The organism is Marinicrinis sediminis, assembly GCF_042685085.1.
GTDB lineage: Bacteria > Bacillota > Bacilli > Paenibacillales > KCTC-33676 > Marinicrinis > Marinicrinis sediminis.
The window spans coordinates 162,091-181,407 of sequence record NZ_JBHUMM010000045.1 but is presented as its reverse complement, the minus strand read 5'-3'; the positions used below and the strand labels follow the sequence as shown (position 1 = coordinate 181,407).

The 19,317-nt window shown below is 49.6% G+C and carries 19 protein-coding genes; 14 read left to right on the top strand and 5 right to left on the bottom strand.

All coding sequences use genetic code 11. From position 1 onward, the window contains the following. Window positions 1-17: 17 nt before the first annotated feature. On the top strand, window positions 18-914 hold the full coding sequence (locus ACFSUC_RS19185) for a TetR/AcrR family transcriptional regulator (protein WP_379931262.1): 897 nt from the start codon (window positions 18-20) through the stop codon (window positions 912-914). A gap of 28 nt (window positions 915-942) precedes the next feature. After that, the gene (locus tag ACFSUC_RS19180; protein ID WP_379931261.1) at window positions 943-1,737 is read left to right on the top strand and encodes a lytic transglycosylase domain-containing protein; all 795 of its coding nucleotides are present in this window, start codon (window positions 943-945) and stop codon (window positions 1,735-1,737) included. Window positions 1,738-1,811: 74 nt separating this feature from the next. Here the strand turns inward: ACFSUC_RS19180 and ACFSUC_RS19175 are convergent, their stop codons facing one another. After that, window positions 1,812-2,630, bottom strand: coding sequence for an alpha/beta hydrolase (locus tag ACFSUC_RS19175; RefSeq protein ID WP_379931260.1), 819 nt, complete (start codon window positions 2,628-2,630; stop codon window positions 1,812-1,814). Window positions 2,631-2,844: 214 nt separating this feature from the next. On the opposite strand from ACFSUC_RS19175, the gene ACFSUC_RS19170 reads away from it, so the two are divergent. After that, on the top strand, window positions 2,845-4,167 hold the full coding sequence (locus ACFSUC_RS19170) for a sensor domain-containing diguanylate cyclase (RefSeq protein WP_379931259.1): 1,323 nt from the start codon (window positions 2,845-2,847) through the stop codon (window positions 4,165-4,167). An 86-nt stretch (window positions 4,168-4,253) separates the two neighbouring features. Here ACFSUC_RS19170 and ACFSUC_RS19165 read toward each other — a convergent pair whose 3' ends face one another. Then, window positions 4,254-5,102, bottom strand: a complete 849-nt coding sequence (locus ACFSUC_RS19165; protein ID WP_379931258.1) for a C40 family peptidase — start codon at window positions 5,100-5,102, stop codon at window positions 4,254-4,256. Window positions 5,103-5,414: 312 nt separating this feature from the next. Between ACFSUC_RS19165 and ACFSUC_RS19160 the strand changes: the two genes are divergently transcribed. The 6 genes from ACFSUC_RS19160 to ACFSUC_RS19135 all read left to right on the top strand — a co-directional run bounded on the left by ACFSUC_RS19160 (window position 5,415) and on the right by ACFSUC_RS19135 (window position 11,865). Continuing rightward, window positions 5,415-6,374, top strand: a complete 960-nt coding sequence (locus ACFSUC_RS19160; RefSeq protein ID WP_379931257.1) for a HAMP domain-containing protein — start codon at window positions 5,415-5,417, stop codon at window positions 6,372-6,374. Between the two features lie 139 nt (window positions 6,375-6,513). Then, window positions 6,514-7,851, top strand: coding sequence for a TrkH family potassium uptake protein (locus tag ACFSUC_RS19155; RefSeq protein WP_379931256.1), 1,338 nt, complete (start codon window positions 6,514-6,516; stop codon window positions 7,849-7,851). Window positions 7,852-8,001: 150 nt separating this feature from the next. After that, window positions 8,002-8,601 (top strand): trimeric intracellular cation channel family protein, encoded by a 600-nt coding sequence (locus tag ACFSUC_RS19150; protein WP_379931255.1) that lies wholly within the window; start codon window positions 8,002-8,004, stop codon window positions 8,599-8,601. Between the two features lie 17 nt (window positions 8,602-8,618). Beyond that, window positions 8,619-9,965, top strand: a complete 1,347-nt coding sequence (locus ACFSUC_RS19145) for a TrkH family potassium uptake protein (protein ID WP_379931254.1) — start codon at window positions 8,619-8,621, stop codon at window positions 9,963-9,965. Between the two features lie 95 nt (window positions 9,966-10,060). Then, entirely contained in the window at window positions 10,061-10,702 is a 642-nt protein-coding gene (locus tag ACFSUC_RS19140) for a DedA family protein (RefSeq protein WP_379931283.1), read from the top strand. Window positions 10,703-10,890: 188 nt separating this feature from the next. Further along, window positions 10,891-11,865 carry a serine hydrolase domain-containing protein gene (locus ACFSUC_RS19135; protein WP_379931253.1) on the top strand — a complete coding sequence of 325 codons (975 nt, stop codon included), beginning with the start codon at window positions 10,891-10,893 and terminating at the stop codon, window positions 11,863-11,865. Here ACFSUC_RS19135 and ACFSUC_RS19130 read toward each other — a convergent pair. Further along, window positions 11,834-12,646, bottom strand: a complete 813-nt coding sequence (locus tag ACFSUC_RS19130) for a Cof-type HAD-IIB family hydrolase (protein WP_379931252.1) — start codon at window positions 12,644-12,646, stop codon at window positions 11,834-11,836. The two genes, ACFSUC_RS19135 and ACFSUC_RS19130, sit on opposite strands and share 32 nt — an antisense overlap. Window positions 12,647-12,879: 233 nt before the next feature. On the opposite strand from ACFSUC_RS19130, the gene ACFSUC_RS19125 reads away from it, so the two are divergent. Beyond that, on the top strand, window positions 12,880-13,179 hold the full coding sequence (locus ACFSUC_RS19125; protein ID WP_379931282.1) for a carboxymuconolactone decarboxylase family protein: 300 nt from the start codon (window positions 12,880-12,882) through the stop codon (window positions 13,177-13,179). A 114-nt stretch (window positions 13,180-13,293) separates the two neighbouring features. Here ACFSUC_RS19125 and ACFSUC_RS19120 read toward each other — a convergent pair whose 3' ends face one another. Further along, window positions 13,294-13,494: a hypothetical protein gene (locus ACFSUC_RS19120; protein ID WP_379931251.1), complete on the bottom strand. Its 201-nt coding sequence runs from the start codon at window positions 13,492-13,494 to the stop codon at window positions 13,294-13,296. Window positions 13,495-13,764: 270 nt separating this feature from the next. Here ACFSUC_RS19120 and ACFSUC_RS19115 point away from each other — a divergent pair, with 270 nt between their 5' ends. Beyond that, the gene (locus ACFSUC_RS19115; protein ID WP_379931250.1) at window positions 13,765-14,616 is read left to right on the top strand and encodes a DUF4097 family beta strand repeat-containing protein; all 852 of its coding nucleotides are present in this window, start codon (window positions 13,765-13,767) and stop codon (window positions 14,614-14,616) included. Window positions 14,617-14,723: 107 nt separating this feature from the next. Here the strand turns inward: ACFSUC_RS19115 and ACFSUC_RS19110 are convergent, their stop codons facing one another. Then, window positions 14,724-15,431, bottom strand: a complete 708-nt coding sequence (locus tag ACFSUC_RS19110; RefSeq protein WP_379931249.1) for a hypothetical protein — start codon at window positions 15,429-15,431, stop codon at window positions 14,724-14,726. Between the two features lie 337 nt (window positions 15,432-15,768). Between ACFSUC_RS19110 and coxB the strand changes: the two genes are divergently transcribed. From coxB to ACFSUC_RS19095, 3 genes are read left to right on the top strand one after another with little or no spacing between them, the layout of a single operon-like run. Then, entirely contained in the window at window positions 15,769-16,791 is a 1,023-nt protein-coding gene (gene coxB / locus ACFSUC_RS19105; protein WP_379931248.1) for a cytochrome c oxidase subunit II, read from the top strand. 30 nt (window positions 16,792-16,821) lie between these two features. Continuing rightward, window positions 16,822-18,705, top strand: coding sequence for a cytochrome c oxidase subunit I (gene ctaD / locus ACFSUC_RS19100; protein WP_379931247.1), 1,884 nt, complete (start codon window positions 16,822-16,824; stop codon window positions 18,703-18,705). Continuing rightward, a complete protein-coding gene (locus tag ACFSUC_RS19095; RefSeq protein WP_379931246.1) occupies window positions 18,702-19,316 on the top strand; it encodes a cytochrome (ubi)quinol oxidase subunit III in 615 nt (204 codons plus the stop codon). Before ctaD ends, ACFSUC_RS19095 begins: the two co-directional genes overlap by 4 nt. Window position 19,317: the final 1 nt, after the last annotated feature.

The window sequence follows — 19,317 nt, the reverse complement described above, 5'->3', positions numbered from 1 at the left end:
AGAAGGACGTGAACCTTTTGCTGGAGAAAAAAACGCAAATAATAGAAGAAGCGATCGCTCTCTTTGCAGAAAAAGGGTACTATCAAACGACTATTCAGGAAATTGCCGAACATTGCGGGATGTCGAAAGGCTCAGTCTATTCCTACTTTGAATCAAAAGAGGATTTGCTGCTCTCTATTTTTCAGTATTACTATGAGCTTTTCACAGGACGTTTAACCCGGATTGCGGAAGATACTTCCCTGGATAGTCGAGAGCGAATCATTCGCCAGATCGAAGCGATGTTTGAAGTGTTTGAGAGCCATCGTGACTTTATACTCATGCAAATGAAAGAAAAGCCGTTTAAAAATCTCAGTGAAATTTATGAGTTTGTATCCAAGATGCGTGCCGAGACTTTCCACTGGTATACGAATGCGGTCATCGATCTGTTCGGTGACTCGATTCTCTCTTATGCCTACGACTGTTCTACGATCCTGCACGGTATGGTCAATGAATATATGGGTCATATCATCCTGGATAAGACGGAGATAGACAGCAGACGGATTGCCGTCTATCTGGTCGAATGCATGGAAGATATCGCAGCCGGGCTTGTCAAGCGTCGACCACAGCCCATTCTGAATGAAGAGCTGGTTCAGCCGATGATGGAGCATGCAGATCTTGCCAAGCCAACCATTGAACAGGTGAAGCAATCGATCGACCATTTGAAGATGCATCTGGCCGAGGCTGAATTTGACAATCAGATGGTAGAGGAATGGAACTCCATCCTGCTGGTTGTGGAAGAGGAACTGAATCAGCCTGTTCCGCGAAAGGTGATTTTGAAGGGCATGCTGGGCATGCTGAAAACGTCGACCATTCCGCACGCTCAGGAATTCATCGCCCCTCTGGAACGATTGATCGAGCATCACCTTCACGATTAGAACATGAGGCAACAGCGTGTGAAAATGCTTGAAACGGACTAGAAAAGGCTATACGAAAATCTTTCGATCCGCTATGATAGAGTTAAAAATGAAAGTGTGGGTGGAGCCATTGCGCATATCCGAACAAGCGATGCAGCAAGCCAAACAAGTCCTGCCTCTTTCTGCTTCTGCTGTTTCTTCACCGTTGTCGATGCCTGATCCCGGGCAATGGGAGACAGGATTTGCTGCGGAACTGGAGAAGCTGCTGTTTGCAGGGTCCGCTTCCAAACGGATCATTCCTGCGGAATCGGCACTGCTCATGCTCAAGCACAAGAACGGGTGGGAAGGAAGCTTCAACATGGAGATGCCGGAACTCTCATCGGCTCTACCTGTTCCTGCAACAACAACCTTTCATACCCCTGCCTCCGCAAGCTATGATGAGATGATTGAAGAGGCGTCACAGCGTTACGGTCTGTCCAGTTCTCTGATTCGGGCAGTGATCCAGACGGAATCCGGTTACCAGGCTTATGCCACCTCTTCTGCAGGCGCCAAGGGACTCATGCAGCTCATGGACGCAACCGCGAGAGAGCTGGGCGTTCAGGATCCCTATGATCCGTATGAGAATATTATGGGAGGAAGCAAGTATCTGGCTGCCTTGCTTCGCAAATACCACGGCGAGGAGATGGTCGCGCTCGCCGCCTATAATGCTGGACCGGGCAGAGTGGACAGGCTCGGTATTCAGACAGATGAAGAGGTAAGGCAGAAGATGCATCTGCTGCCGTCGGAAACCCAGCAGTATGTACAGAAGGTGTCCCGTATTGCGGGCTCTGTTTCCTCCATATAACCGAAAAGGTGCACGCCGGATTGGAAAAAGCCATGTCAACCAGACGAAGGCCAAACCGATCAGCGTGCACCTTTTTATATATTCCAGCCCTGCCAGTCCTGCCGGCGATCCATGCGCGCCAGCCACGCCAGCGTCAGTTCAAACAGTTGTTCCTGATGCTCCAGCCGGGAAAAAGTATGATCGGCCTGAAACAGAACTTCCTTGCTGACGGTACCGGCATTGCGAAGCTTCAATACCTTGTCATACAGAAAACAATAGTCCGTCGGGATAACATCATCCGATGAGCCATGCAGGATCAGGGCATCGCCTTGTACGCGCTGGGCATCGAACAAAGGTTGGCACTGCTGTAGAGAATGGAAGAATCTTTCTTGCAAGCGATAGGAGAGATAGGGAACACTTCCATCACGCAGCGCCTGCTCAACCTGGGGCTTTCCGACAATCTCCATAATATCCTGATAGGGATGAGCGACGGGCGCCCAGAGAATCAGCTTGTCAATTTGCGGCTCTGTCACTGCGGTCAGGACAGCTGTTGCGCCTCCGAGACTATGACCGAGCAGGATAATCTCACTGGGTGTGAATGAATCAAGCGAATGTCTCGCATAGTCCAGCACAGCTTTCGTCTGCTGCACCATGGATTGCAGTCCCTCAGCGCCATAATCTCCGGTGCTTTCACCACATCCGGCATAATCAAAACGGAGCACGGCATACCCTTTCTTCTGCAAGGCGCGCGCACCATGGACGAACAGGCGATTTGCCCCGATCCGGCTGCCTGTAAAGCCATGGCAGATCAGGACAAGCGGCGTGGAGACACCGGGCTGTGCCAGATCACCAGGGAGATGAAGCGTAGCGGCAAGCTCAAGCTGCTGGTAAGGAATCGATAATGGGATTTGCATGCAACATTCCTCCTGATTGTTTAATACCAACAATTCCGATTAAAATAGTATGAATTATTGGGATTATCATATCACGACTCCCATCTTCTTGCAAGCAGAGTTCGTTTCTTTCGTCAAGTCTTTTTCAATGCATGTGAAATAATTTGAATTTCCTGTAAAGGTTCTATACAATGAATCCAAATCAAGAACGATTGACATTGCAGGGAGAGGTAGGATGAAATTGCAAACAAGGAGCAGTTTGGGGAGAGGCATGATTCGTCATACACTCATGACCGGTGCTCTGATTTCGATCTTGCTTGTGTCGAGTATAACCTTTATCGTATGGGACTTTACGAGTTCATATCAACATATGAGTGAATTAGAGATTGCTGGAGAAGAACTGGAACGCGTGAAGCAGGCGATGATCGATCAGCAGACCGGACAGAGGGGTTTTGCTCTATCCCGCAATGAGTCCTTTCTGGACCCCTATTACGATGGTGTGAGCAAATATAGCGAATCCAAATCGAATATCATCGATTGGTTGTCAGACAATGAGAAATTTACGGTGCCCGTTATGAACATGCTGAAGACGGCGGATGAGTGGCAAATGATATACGGGGAACCACAGGTGAAGCTGGTCCGATTCAATCAGACCATTCCAGAAAAGACGTTGATGGATGGAAAACGGTGGTTCGATGAATTTCGTGTCCTGAATCAATTCGCTGAAACGATGGTGACCAATGAGTATCAGCGTGTACGGAACCAGTTGAAGGATACGGTCGTAGCTGCACTGTATGTCACGGCAGGGGTGATTGTGCTGTTGATTCTCATATCACTGCGCAACATCACAAGACGCATTCGCAGTATTACCGCGCCGATCAATGCCTTGAACCGGGCGGTGGCGGAATATACCTACCGGCACTTTGATGTACCTGTCCCGTATTACGGAAAGCAGGACGAGCTTGGACAACTGATTCGCCGGGTGGATGTGATGCGATCCGTTTTACATGAGAAATTCCGGCAGGCCGAGTCGCTGGCGGAGGTGGATGCTCTCACCGGATTATATAATCGCAGAGCGTTTGATGAAGAGATCGCGAAGTGTGTGCAGGAAGCGGAACGAACGAATACACCGTTCAGTCTCATTCTGTTTGATATTGATTTCTTCAAAAAATTGAATGATACATACGGTCATGTTGAAGGGGATCGGGCCCTGATCCATATTGCCCAGACGATGCTGGAGCAGGTGGAAGACAATGAGTTCATGGCGCGCTACGGCGGAGAAGAGTTCGTGGTACTTCTGCGAGCGTGTGATGAGGATGGGGTTTATCGATATGGAGAGATGCTGCGTTCTGCTGTTGAGATCAATACGCTGGGTCCCTACCAGTTAACGATTAGCGTAGGGGTGGCGACATGGAACGGACATTCAGACGGACTAGAACTGGTTGAAGAGGCGGATCAGGCCTTGTATCGGGCCAAGCACAAAGGGCGTAACCGCGTGGAGAGCTTTCGTAGATTCACGGTAATCTCTTCGCCTTCTTCTGCAAGCGGTTCGGGCTAATGGCCATTCGTTTGGTGATCTCATTGCGATTTCAGTGAAACGTTAAAATGGCGGTACAGGCTGATGAGCCTGCTACCGCCATTTTTTTAATGGGATGATGGAATCGCACTGCCTCCAACGACAAACCGGTATTCCCAGTGTCTGTCGGTGAAATCATCGATGCGTACTCCGCCCGATTTTTCGGAATAGGTATGCAGAATTTTACCGTCTCCCAAGTAAATGCCGACATGGCTGATCCGCTGTTTGGATTTGTCGATACCTTTGTAGTCGGCTTCCTTGCTGCCTTTATAGCTCATAAAGAACATCAGGTCTCCGCGAGTCAGATCCTCCCAGTCGGTATGGGTTTCGCCGATCTCTTTGACGAAATCAGCCTGGGTGCGGGAGTTGCTGGGTAATTGGATACCCGCGACTTCCTTGAAAATATGCTTCACAAAATCAGAGCAATCGAACGTATCAACGGTCGAACGGTTGGACCCGAATTCATAGGGGGTGCCAAAATACGTTTTACCGGTCGCAATGATCTCCTCAATCAGGGCAGCCGTTTCATCAAGCGGCTCTTCGGTTTCGTTTACAGCCAGGTTTTCCTCAGCCGGAGCTTGTTCGGCAGGAGTCTGTTCGACAGAAGATGCTGAATCGTCAGCCTCTTGCTTGGCAGACGATGCTTCCACATGTTTCTCGGACTTCATGTTTGCCGGTTCATTTTCATTCGATTCCGGGGTGGCGTTGTTCTTTGCCGCGGGAACTGCCTCGGGAACGGAGAAAAAGCCGAACGGACTGGCATGGCTCGAAGAACCCCACAGAGAAAATGGTTTTGGCGTTGTATGAGAAGCAGGGGCAGCCTCTGCTGAACCCTGTGCAAAAGTCCCTCCGGTTACAATCAAAGCGGCTGCAACCGCGCATTTGATCGCACGATGTTGTCGATATCTCTTTTTCATAAGGGTATAACCTCCTGTTAAATGATATATAGATTGATTTGATGAAGGGAAGGCATCGCTTTTCACTTACAGACATAGGCTAACATATCTAAGTCGCTCTGAGAGACACTAATGTTTACCAGCCGTCCTTTCGCTTGTGCTCCTTGTCGTAGTAAAACGGTGAAATACGTGGTCTGCACTGGCTTCATCGTGCCGATTCCAAATCCAGCCATGGACACAATTACCTAGCCATTCAACTCACTATTGTGACAATTGGTAGAATTTTAGTATGATAGGAGTACAAATACTAGACAAAAGGATGAAGGTGAGCGAATGAAACTGCGGGGTTACTTGTCTCAATTAGGGTTAATTGCTCCTTTTTTGTCAGTGGCAGCAGGTGTCAGTTTGTATTTCCTGTTTCCGGATGAGCGTCTGAGCGCTCTGATTTTTATCGGCGTATCTCTGGTCGGTTTATTGATCGCGATTTGGATGATGTCATCTCAAGCCAAAATGTTCCGTGAAGCGATTGACAAGCTAAGTGAACGGGCTGAGCAGGTGGCACGCGGAGAATTCGAGGAACCGATTATGGTAGAGGGTCCGCAGGAGCTTCAGGAACTGGCCAGTCAGCTGAATGATATGACCTGGAAATTGAAGCAGGTGGTGAAAAATGAGATCGCAGCATCGAAGGAAGAGCAGGCATCAGATCCGATTGTGATGGATGATGCGGACGAATCGATGACGATGTGGTTGAATGCGTATCTAAGGAACCAGTTCGATCACGAGCAGGCTGTTCGAACGAACCTCGAATTTTTAAAATCGGAAAAAGATCAGTTTATTATGTTGCTCAATGAAATCATTCATCTGAACCGTGAGAGCAAGGAGCCCATGGAGCAGTTGCAGGTGGAGCCGCAAGTAACGGCGGTATTGAGTCAATTCAATCATCGATTCAAGGAAAAAGAGCTATATGTATCCGTGGATGTGCCGGAATGGCTGCCTCCGATTACGATGGGCGGTTACGCGTTGCAGAAAATTTTGTCCAGTCTTTGTGAGTTTGCCTGGAGCCGTTCACCAAAAGAAGGATCGTTACATATTCAGGCGCTGTCCAATCGCTCTGGCTGGGTCGATATTTCCTTCACTTTTGAAAATGAAGGTGCGAGCAACAGCGGTTTTGAAGTAGAACCGATCTATCTGAGAGTAGCCAGACTGATGATCGAGCAATTTGGAGGAAGTATGAAGCTTCAACAAACTGAAGGAGTAGGCAGCTGCCTGTCGTTTGCGATTCCAGCCAAGTAGGGAATCCCGAGACAGAGAAGTGTCAAGACATCCCTGACAAGCCGGGATGTCTTTTTATATGATACAAAACAGATACAAGAGAGATAGAAAACATCGGATAGAATAGAAAACAGCATATCGTGGAGAAGAGGGACCGAAGATGAAGAGAAGGCATGCACAATTTGCGGCTTCGAGGTTTTTGGTGAATGGATTTATGTTGGTGACAATCGTGGGTGCGTTGCTGTTATCCCTGCCGATTGCCTCTGAGAAAGGTCAGGATTTGTCTTTCATTGATGCGCTTTTCACGTCTACATCAGCCGTGTGTGTGACCGGATTGATCGTGATCGATACGCCCAGCCAGTTCTCGGTGTTCGGAGAGATGGTCATCATGGTGCTCATACAGATCGGCGGATTGGGATTCATGACCTTCAGTGTGCTCATCGCCGTCCTGCTCGGCAAGCGGATCGGTCTTCGGGAGCGTATGCTGTTGCAACAATCGACCAATGCGGTCAATCCCGCTGGCGTCGTCAAGCTTTCGCTGGGTATTTTCTTCATCGCGCTAGTCGTTGAAACGGTGGCAGCCGCCATCCTGACCATCCGCTTTGCGCCAGATCTCGGATGGTCGAGAGCCAGCTATTATGCGGTCTTCCATGCTATCTCCGCCTTCAACAACGCCGGATTTTCCTTGTGGCCGGATAACCTGATGCGTTATGTCGGGGACCCGGTTGTGAACATGGTGATCACGATGCTGTTTTTAATCGGCGGTATCGGTTTTTTTGTGGTGCTCGATGTGATTCGAAAACGGAAATGGGTCGCTTTCAGTCTGCATACTAAAATTGTGCTCTCTGCATCACTGTTTCTTTGTGTGGCTGGCCCGCTGGTGATTACCCTGATTGAATGGTTCAACCCGAAGACGTTCGGTATGCTGTCATTCTCGGAGCGTCTGTGGGCAGGTTATTTTCAGGGTGTGGTCACCCGGACGGCCGGGTTTAACACGCTCAATATTCCGGATATGATGACCGCTTCCCAGTTCGTCATGATTTTCTTTATGTTCATCGGGGCTTCTTCCGGTTCAACAGGAGGCGGAATCAAGACCAACACGATGGTCATCCTGCTGCTGTCGATATGGAGCACCATACGCGGTGAGAAACATATGCATATTTTCAAGCGGCGTATTGCCATTGATCTGGTGTTTCGTGCCCTCGCCGTGGTGATGATCTCGATCATGGTCGTGCTGCTGTCGGCGCTGCTGCTCACCTTGACGGAGCACAGTCTGCAGAAGGACTTTATGGAAATTCTCTTCGAATCCACCTCCGCCTTCGCCACGGTCGGTTTGTCCATGGGTCTAACCTATGAGCTTTCCTTCTGGGGGAAAGTGGTCATTATTGCCACGATGTTCATAGGTCGTCTTGGACCGTTAACGCTGGCTTATGCCATGTCTCAGACAAGCAATCAGCAGGACTATAAATATGTCGAGGAAAAGTTGATGATCGGGTAATGCCCTAACGCCGAAAGGCGTTTTTTTGTACGCTCGATGCGCGTTTTTCCCATCTTTGGGGTTGCACAATCGGTCATTTTCACCCATAATACACGTGAACCAACGATTGGGTTGAAAGAAACGGATGAAAGATGGAAAGGGTCGTTCTGCGTGACTTGGGACATGCTAAATATTATCGGCACCATTGCTTTTGCCGTAAGTGGTGTCATTGTGGCCATGGAAGAAGAGTATGACATACTGGGTGTTTACATATTGGGTCTGGTGACTGCTTTTGGCGGCGGGGCAACGCGAAACGTCCTGATCGGGGTTCCCGTATCTAACTTATGGAATCACGGAGATTTGTTCATTATTGCACTCATTACCATGACGGTCGTGTTTGTGATGCCAAGCATCTGGTTTAATTTTCTGAAGCACTGGACGTTCTTTGACGCGCTGGGTCTGGCAGCCTTCGCCATTCAGGGGGCCTTATATGCCAGTGAGATGAATCATCCGGTCAGTGCGATCGTGGTAGCGGCCTTGCTGACAGGTAGCGGGGGCGGCATCATTCGGGATGTACTTGCCAAGCGGAAGCCGCTTATCTTCAGGGAAGAAATTTATGCGATGTGGGCCATGCTGGGAGGGCTGGCGATTGCATACGGCTGGGGACAGGAGCCCTGGCAGCTTGTGGTCTTGTTCATTGCCATCGTCGTCTTGCGTATGCTGACGGTGTATTTCGGCTGGCGATTGCCTAGACGCAAATTAAAATCATAGATCGTCGGAGGAACAGAATGAAATTTTACAGGATGCAAGTGACGCCCGTCAGAGCGATTGTTTTCATGTACTTTATTACCGCTCTGGTCTCAACCATACTGGTGTATTTGCCCGTATTCCACAGACAAGGTGTCCAACTTTCATTTATCGATGCGTTGTTCACAGCCGTAAGTGCCCTGAGTGTGACGGGTTTGACGGTGGTGAATACAGCGGATACGTTTAACGGGTATGGCTATGCACTCATCATGACGATTTTCCAGCTTGGGGGAATTGGTCTGATGACGCTCGGTACGTTTATTTATCTGGTTATCGGGCGCAACATCGGACTCGGTGCAAGGCGTCTCATGATGATTGACCAGAATCGGCAGCAGCTCTCCGGGCTGGTGCGCATTTTGCGCTTCGTACTCACGTTTTCACTGGTCATTGAATTTATCGGAACGATTTTGCTAACCCTGCGTTTGTATTTCACCGGTTTTACAGACAGCCTGAAGGAAGCTTTCTATTATGGCTCTTTTCATGCGGTAGCGGCCTTTACGAACGCCGGATTTGATACGTTCGGGAACTCGCTCAGGAGCTTCGAGGACGATTATGTGATCCAGCTGATTATTATCGTGCTTATTTTGATCGGAGCGATTGGCTTCCCGGTTCTCATTGAAGTGTGGGAATTTATCAAACACCGGAAGGAGCATTTCCGCTTCTCGTTGTTTACGAAGATTACGGTGACAACGTTCGTTGTGCTTTTCATCATTGGAGTGCTGGGTATATGGTTGATGGAAAACGAGCGTTTTTTTGCAGACAAGAGCTGGCATGAGAAACTCACTTACTCGGTTTTCAACTCCATTACCGCCCGCAATGGCGGGCTTTCTACGATGGATGTCGCTGACTTTGGAGCGCCGACCCAGTTTCTGATATCCACCTTGATGGTGATCGGGGCCAGTCCGTCGAGTATGGGCGGCGGCATTCGGACAACGACCTTCGCTATCGTCATCCTGGCTATTATTGCCTACGCAAAAGGAAATTCCGAAGTTCGTGCGTTCAAGCGCAGAATCAGCCAGGAAGACGTCATGAAGAGCTTTGTTGTTTTTTCCACGGCGATTTTGATCGTGGTCGCGGGCATTATTTGTGTCGATACGTTTGAGTCCCAGCGTCATTCCCTGAATGCGGTTATTTTTGAAGTTTCGTCGGCCTTCGGGACGACAGGACTGTCAATGGGTATCACGGGGGATCTCGATCCGGAGTCAAAATCAATTCTTATCTTATTGATGTTCATGGGACGGATCGGCCTGCTCTCGCTGCTGCTGTTCTTCCAGCGGGACAAGAAGACGAAGATTCGATATCCCGAAGAGCGCGTCATTATCGGCTGACAAGCGGGAATCGATTGCGGACGTGCGTGAAATCCCCTACAATAGAGGGGGAGTCAGCACATCAAAGCGCATGGGAGAAATGATCGTTGGAGCTCGTGGAGAATTGGTTTGAAGAGTATGGCTATTTGATTTTGTTTGTCGGGCTTTTTTTGGAATTTGTGTTTTTGCCTTTTCCCGGTGAGCTTGTGATGGGGTATTCAGGAGTGATGTCCTATCGGGGAGACCTCAACTATTTCGTTTGCATCTTGCTTGCAGGTCTCGGGACCTCGATGGGAATGACCATTACGTACTTTATCGGACGAGCGGTCGGCTATCCGTTCTTCGAGAAATACGGGGCGAAATTCTTCATGGGACCGAAGCAGCGGAAAAAGGTTCAGAAGTGGTTCAATCGCTATGGAAACAAGCTGCTGTTTATTTCCTATTTCCTGCCGGGCATCCGTCATTTTACCGGTTATTTCGGTGGGATCATGTCGCTGGAGTTTCGTTCCTTTATTATCTATGTATGGAGCGGGGCGTTTACCTGGGTCGTCACGTATGTGTCACTGGGGTATCTGATTGGGCCCAAATGGGAACGGATCAGTGAGCTGATCACTCGCTATGCACTGATTCTCACCTGGACTGGTGGTCTCATCGCCGCGATTTATCTGGGCGTGAAGATATGGAAGGCCAGAGCAGCGCAGCGAGCAGGTCAACAGGAAGAAACACCCCAGCGCAGCCTTGATCAGGGACAGGATTAAGCCGGATTCGATGGACAAGCAAGGTTGGAAGGTTGCCAGATAGCAAGATAGAATAGATAGAATGGCAAGCATGAAAATGACATGCATACGAACAGGACTGCTGGAGTGATCCAGTGGTTTTTTTTATAGTGGAATGTGTTTATTTGAGCATACAAGAGAAGGAAGTGCGGGAGGAGGGCAGGGGATCCATGATAAATGTAGCGAAGCTGGAAGAGATGGAGGCGAGACTGCCTGCATACCCGAGTTTGTATGGGATCTGTATCCTTCGTCATGGTCAGCTTCTGTACGAGCGCTATTTTCATGGCTGCACGGCAGAGACGCTTATGGATCTGCGCTCAGCGACGAAAAGTTTCACTTCCGCCGTCTTGGGCACCGTGCATCCTGTACAGCAGAATGTACAGAATTCGCTCCTGGACGGACTGAAGGGATGGCATTCGGAACGAAGTTACGATCTTGAAGATTTGCTGAAGGGTAGAGAGGATGGGTCGCTGAAGCGAACGATGACCCTGCATCACGCCTTGAGCATGACGTCCGGCTTTCAATGGGAGGTGGGAAGGAAATTCGGTGAGAAGCATATCGGGGGCTTGCATCATAGCGAGGACTGGCTTCGCTTTATACTGGAGCAGTCAATGCATGGGGAGCTGAGAGGACATTTTCAATATTGCAGTCTGGATTCCCACTTGTTGTCGATCTATCTATCCGACACAACCGGCAAGTCGATGGCACTGCTCGCGGAGGAGCGGCTGTTTCATCCACTTGGGATTCAGCGCTACACATGGGAGGCCGATCCGCAAGGTCATACGCAGGGGCATGTGGGCTTATCGATGGCCATTCGTGATGTGGCCAAACTGGGCCAGCTCTATCTCAATCTCGGTATGTGGAAGGGCAGCAGGCTGCTCGGCGAATCGTGGATTCGACAGAGCTGGACCGCGCACAGTGCAGAAGTGACGGAGCACGGTCGATATGGCTACCAGTGGTGGAACCAGATCATACAGGGGACGATGGTTCATTTTGCGTTAGGTCACGGTGGTCAGTATCTGTTCGTCGTCCCCAGCAAGAATCTGGTGGTCGTCATGACGTCCAATCCAAAGGTCAGCAGATGGAAAAACCCGAAGCACCTGCTTGCTTCCTTTATTTTACCGGCTGTTCAGCATTCAGAATAAAGGTTTCGATAACATGCTTAACGCCCTCATCATTGTTGCTGTGGGTAATGAAGTTGGCAATTTCCTTGAGAGCGGGCACCGCATTCTCCATGGCGACCCCCATGCCGGCCGTTTCGATCATATCGTGGTCATTCCAGCTGTCCCCTACGGCAATCACCTCGGACAGCTCGCACTGATAGCGTTCGGCGAGAAAGGCGACGGCTGAGCCCTTCGTACCTTCCCGGTGAATAAATTCGAGGAAGTTGGGCTTGGATTTGGTGACATGCACTTCGTCACCGAGGATTTCTCTTAGCTGGGGAGCAATCTCATCCAGCAGGGCAGGCTCATCAATAATGATCAGCTTTGTCATCGGCATCATGCAGAGTTTCTCGAAGTCGCTTTCGATCTTGTAAGGCACATTGGACAGCTCGCAGTACGCCAGCAGCTTGTCGTTGACTTCTGCCGCATACAGCTCGTCCTGATAGTAAGCTTGAAGGTGAAGTCCTTTGTCTCTGGCAAACGCAAAAAGCTTCGCAACGGCTTCTGAAGGCACACTGCGCTCATACAGCACCGTCTCATCCAGACAGTTCTTGATAAGGGACCCCTGATACGTAATGATTGGCACATTCAGATCCAGCTGTTTGGCAATTTGCTTCGCTGAGGCAAACATGCGACCGGTCGCAAGAGTCACGATGACCCCCTTGTCTACGGCTGCCTGCAAGGCCAATTTGGTTCCCTCGCTTACTTCCTTCTGATCATTGATCAGTGTATCGTCGATATCAATGGTGATCATCTTGTACATATCCAGCACTCCTTTGATTTCCCTGTAGTCATCGATGTCCTCTGACCATTATACCGGACTTCATTTGGAATGGGGAAGCGATTTTCAGGGTATCTTACAAGTAGATGGTTCTTCATAGATGGTTGCAGGCTCCTATGCCTAATCGACCGGCAGAAGCAACAGAAAGGGAGTGCAGATGCGTGCATCACGATGTACTGGAAAAGGTGGGCTCCTATAAGATCGGAGTCGGGCATATGCAGAACCATATGCCGAAGATGGTGGAATCGTATCATCATTTCACTGCGGAATGCTTCAGGGAAGGGGCCCTTTCTGCCTCTGAAAAACAGTTGATTGCGCTAGGGATCAGCTTGATCAATAACAATGAAGTATGTACGTATTATCATGTGGAAGAAGCGCTTCAGCATGGTGCTACACAGGAGCAAGTGCTGGAGGCGGCTGCGGTAGCGGCTGCGCTCGGTGGCGGGCATGCCATGTCTCAAGGGGTCACCCGTGTTCAGGAAGCCCTGCATCAGGCGGGGAAGACCGTACAGTAACCCGATTGCAGCGAACAGGAAGCAGACAGGAGAGAGAGCCTGGCAAGATGCAGCGATCCTGCCAGGCTCTGTATACGTTCTGTGAGAGGACGGAGACCTCGCCTGCTTCAACAGTTATGAGGATAACTTACGACGCCACCTCCATTTGCGGTTGCGTCTTTTTTTGCGCATTGGTTTCACGGTGATGGCAGCCTGGTTGGTCGCATTGGCATTTCCATTTGGTGCGATCGCTGTGGCAATCTGCTTGACGGTGACGAGTACATATTTATTACGGCCGATTCGGATCTTGCGTGTGATGACAGAACGACGGATCATAGATACACCTCCTTGCCGGTAGGGTATACGATTAGCTTATGATGACAAGCAACAACCGGACCGTGTGTATATCCTTGCTCATCTGTCCTGATTCCACTGTCCCGACTTGTCCGGAGGAGAACTCACTGACTTGTTGTGACCGTCATATGACCGCAGACACTACCTGTCTATGACTGGCATACGTTAACATGAGGCTAAGTACAGCAGGCTGGATGCCTTGCAGATCTTAGCAGGCCCGTATGGAATGTAGACAGGAAGGGGGAACCGCACATGAGCCTGAAGAATATTATTGGCTTATTGCTGATCTTGACCGGATTGATCTATCTGGTTGCGCTGCTTTCTGACCAAACACCGGTATGGAACCATGAGCAGGTTGTTCTCGATATGAAGGAATACGATGCCTTAGAGGTTGAAGTGTTAACGGTCTTGTCCAGCTCCATGGATATTGTATTGACTGCCGTGGAGGACCGCGATGTCATTTCCGTACAGCTTCATGGTGCGGAGAAGCATAAAGACCATTATGAGATTCATATCGACGGCGGCTCGCATACACGTGTAAATATAGAGAAACATCAGCAGGGCTGGTTCAACTGGGGACGTGCTCCCTCTGTTCAGATTCAGATTCCCGCCCGTCAACTGGCACAGATTGAGGTGGCTGCGACCTCCGGAGACATGAAGCTAGAGGGGGTGCAGGCAGACAGACTGCATATGACCAGCTCCAGTGGCTCCCAGACTGTGAAGCGGATTCAGGTAAAGCGATTGACGATGAATGCTTCTTCAGGGGATATGGAGCTGAGCGAATCGGACTGGCATGAGGCCGAATTGCGTACGGGATCTGGATCTGTTGCACTTCCTGCCATGGCAGGAGACCGTACAGTGTCTGTGAAGACCGGGTCTGGGGATGTAAGTCTGGATTATCGCGTTCATCCTGCAGACACCACCTATACTTTCCGATCAGGTTCCGGTGACCAGGTTATAGACATGGATGTGGATTTGCGTAATCTGGCGCAATCCCGTCATTTATTTTCGGCGGTCGCTGGAGAAGGTAACCATTATGTTGAAATTTCAACCGGATCGGGAGATATTGAGATGAGAAGCAAAAGCAGTAAAACGCATGAGTGATCGATCGTGCACGACAAGGAGAACATAGAAAGAAGCTGCAAGCAAAGGAATGAGGCGATGCCTGGCTCCCTTCCTGCTTGCAGCTTTTTTATGGTGTGGCCGCAACCTTACTGCGTTTCACTTTGCTTAAACTGGCTGCGCACCCATTGATTGAACCGGTTCATATTCAGGTCGGTCTGTTCACCGAGCCAGGTTTTCTGGGCGTAGACATTCGCTTCATTCACAAAGTCACGATTAGCGGAAATAAACACCTCTTGTACATAAGGCTGTGCATTTCGAATGGCGATGGCCACACGCTGCTTCAGCACATGACTAATGTCCGCCGGCTTGTTAAGGGTATAATAGGAGTTGCTGTCGCCCACCAGCTTGCGGGGATTTAGATAGGAACCGCCATTGCGGATGTTGTAAACCCCTTCCGAATTGCCGACATTGGTCGTATCACTGCGTCGATTGCCGTCGCTGTTGACGCCGGTTGCAGCATGATTGAGCACGATAGCCGCATAGGCATTGCGGTCCGTGATGAACACATAGGCGTGGGCGATGCCGGGAATTTTCATGACCTGGTTGGCTGCCTTTTGGCTGAGAGCGGCATGCGTGTTGCCGTGATGATCATAGCGCTCGTTCTGAATGGTGAAGCCGTATGCCCGGTTGTACGGGTCTTTCTCGCGTGCGGGAATGCCTCCACCTGCATTGTAATCGCTTTGTTCAAAGTTTTTCGTATAGCCGCAGCCACTGAGGCACGCTGCTGACATTAGGATCAGCAACAGCATGGAAATGATGAGACGAAGGGATGTCGTGCGAATCAGGGTACGCATGAGAACCAGTCCTTCCTCTAAAAAATTGATATCTGGTGCAGCCTGGTTATCGCATGTACGTAGCATGTGCAAAATGGGGCGGAATATGTCTGAGAACGTTAACCAGAAACGGCCGGAAGCGCCGTGCAGACTGGCTTGCAAGCTTTTAGAACGTTTTGTGAACTTCCTTAAACTATGCCCCAATTTCATTGACAAAAAACTTCATCGTATTTATAGTTAATAGGGTGATTAGGTTTGTTGACAAGGTATCTCCATTCATGGTAATGGTTATAAATTTAGGCATCATCATGGTTGATTGGAAGGTTAAAATGAATTACAGAGAAGTGGGGTTGATATTGTGAAACCGTGGAAACTGGCGAAGCGACTGGCACCTTTGTTATTGCTGTTCTCATTCGTATTATCTGGATGCAGCAGTATTTTAGGAGACGATGCAAGTCCGCTGAATCCGAAAGGCAGCGTAGGGGAGGATCAACTTTCGCTGATCAAGCTATCTCTCTTTATTATGTTCTTTGTTCTTGTTGTGGTATTTGTGCTATACGCTTACATCGTGGTGAAGTTCAGAAAGCGTAAAAATCAAACCGGTGTACCGAAGCAAACAGAAGGCAGTCATGTGCTGGAAATCGTATGGACGGTTATTCCGCTCGTATTGCTTTTGATTTTGGCTGTTCCGATGGTATCCCAGACCTTTGCGCTTGCCAAGGACTATAGTGAAACCAAGGAAGCAGAGCAGGTGAAAGTTATTGGTCACCAATTCTGGTGGGAATTCCAGTATCCGGAGCATGGCATTACTACGGCCCAGGATCTGGTGATTCCGGTCAATACGAAAATTGCCTTTGAACTGACTTCTACGGATGTCATTCACTCCTTCTGGGTGCCGGGGCTAGGCGGAAAAATGGACACGAACCCGGGCATGACAAACAAGATGTATCTCGATGCAAAGGAAACGGGCGTTTATAAAGGAAAATGTGCGGAGCTTTGCGGCGCTTCCCATGCCTTGATGGACTTCAAAGTGATTGTTGTAACGGAAGAAGAATATCAGGAGTGGGTCGCCAAGATGCTGGAGCCGACTCAGCCGGTTGCGGAGCAGGATGACCTGGCACTAGGCGAGCAAATTTTCAAGGCTAAATGTATGAGCTGCCACGCAGTTGACGGAACGCAGGGCGGACTTTATCCGAATCTGAAAGGTTTTGCAGATCGTGAGCTGGTTGCCGGTATTCGTCCGAACACCGAAGAGTGGATCAAGAAATGGCTCGATGACCCTGAAAGTGTCAAAGAGGGCGTGCTGATGCCAGACGTACCATTGACGGATGAAGAGCTTGATGCATTAACCAAATATCTGCAAAGCTTGACGCTTGAATAGACGGACGCTGTGAAAAGGAGGTAACATACATTGGCTCATGCTAAAAAACAGTACAATGGTTGGCTGGATTGGCTGACAACGGTGGATCACAAGAAGATCGGGATTCTCTATTTTGCAGCGGGTGGATTTTTCTTCCTCATCGGTGGATTGGAAGCCATTCTGATTCGCTTGCAATTGATGTCCCCGGAGAACGATCTCGTCTCCGCCCAAACCTTTAATGAACTATTGACGATGCACGGAACGACCATGATTTTCCTGGCAGCGATGCCACTCTTGTTTGGACTGATGAACGCGATTGTGCCCTTGCAAATCGGGGCACGTGACGTGGCATTTCCATTCGTTAACTCACTGGGTTTCTGGACCTTCCTCTTTGGTGGTCTAATGGTCAATGTCAGCTGGTTTGTAGGAGGGGCCCCGGACGCGGGCTGGACTTCCTATACCCCGTTGGCGACCGATGCTTACAGCGGCATGGGGATCGACTTCTATGCCATTGGATTGCAGATTGCCGGTATCGGAACCCTGGTCGGGGGGATTAACTTCCTGGCTACCATTATTAATATGAGAGCGCCAGGCATGTCTTTCATGAGAATGCCGCTCTTCACTTGGTCGGTATTCGTCATGTCCCTGCTGATTCTGTTTGCCTTCCCGGCACTGGCAGTCGGACTGATCTTCTTGACCTTTGACCGTATCTTCGGTGCGAATTTCTTCGACATCGCAGGTGGCGGTAACTCGATTCTGTGGCAGCATATCTTCTGGATCTTTGGGCATCCTGAGGTATATATTCTCGTACTGCCTGCATTTGGTATTATTTCCGAAGTCATTAGTACGTTCTCCAAGAAGAGACTGTTTGGATACAGTTCCATGGTTTTTGCAACCATGCTGATCGGTTTCCTTGGTTTCATGGTATGGGTTCACCATATGTTTACGGTCGGCATGGGGCCGATCGCGAATGCGTTGTTCTCCGTAGCGACGATGTTGATTGCTGTGCCTACAGGGATCAAGATCTTCAACTGGCTGTTAACGATGTGGGGCGGACAAATTCGTTTCGATTCCCCGAACCTGTTTGCACTCGGATTCATTCCGACCTTTGTCATGGGTGGGGTTACGGGCGTCATGCTTTCCGTTCCGGCTGCTGACTATCAATATCATGACAGCTACTTCGTTGTCGCTCACTTCCACTATGTCATCATCGGTGGCGTGGTGTTCGGTCTGTTTGCCGGGGCACACTACTGGTGGCCGAAGATGTTTGGCCGCATGCTGAACGAAACGCTTGCGAAATGGACGTTCTGGACCTTCTTCATCGGATTCCATCTGACGTTCTTCGTCCAGCATTTGCTCGGACTTGACGGCATGCCGCGTCGTGTATACACGTATCTGGATAACCAGACGGGCTGGAATGAACTGAACTTTATCTCAACGATGGGTGCTCTGCTGATGGGGGTCGGGACGATTATCCTGTTGGTCAACGTCTTCATCACTACCTTGAAAAAAGCAGACGCACCAGCAGATCCATGGGATGGTCGTACACTGGAGTGGACGATTTCTTCGCCACCGCCAGAGTATAATTTCAAGCAAACGCCGCTTGTGCGTGGATTAGATGCTTTCTGGAAAGAAAAAATGGCTGGCAACAAGGAAATGACTCCGGCGGAACCGGTGGGTTCCATTCATATGCCGAATGCTTCTTTCTTGCCGTTCTTCATGTCACTCGGACTCTTTATTGCCGGGATCGGATTTATGTTCCAAAGCTATGAATTCAACAACGGATTCCTGAATATGATCTTTGGAAACTGGGTTGTCGGCATTATCGGATTGGTTGTCACATTTGCGTGTATGTTCCTGAGATCGGTCATTGATGATCATGGTTATCATATTGAACCAGAGGAACTGGAAGACGATAAGGGGGTAAAAGCATGAGCCAAACACATGTAACGGGCGAAAAGCCGCACCAACCCGAAATCGCCACGCTGGAAGGAAAGAATAAAGTTCTTGGCTTCTGGCTGTTCCTCGGTGGAGAGACCGTTTTGTTCGGTACGCTCTTCGCCACCTTCCTCGCTCTGCGGGGACAGGTGCTGGACGGACCGACTGCTGACGAATTGTTCTCCATTCCGCTAGTTGCTATTGCTACCTTCATTTTGCTGACAAGCAGTTTGACCAGTGTGTTTGCTACCCAGGCGATGCACCGCTATGATGTCAAGGCCATGATTAACTGGCTAATCCTGACGGTTGTTCTGGGTGTAAGCTTTTTGGGTTTGGAGATTTATGAGTTCTATCATTATGTGCATGAGGGACACAAGTTCGGAACCAGTGCCTTCAGTTCCTCCTTCTATGCACTGGTTGGTTTCCACGGCGCTCACGTGGCGTTCGGGGTAACCTGGATTACGATGCTGATTGTGCAGGCACGCAAGAAGGGGATTACGACTGTAACCGCACCAAAGTTCTATGTCGCAGGTCTCTACTGGCACTTTATCGACGTCGTATGGGTATTCATCTTCTCTCTCGTATACCTCATGGGAAAGGTAGGTTAAG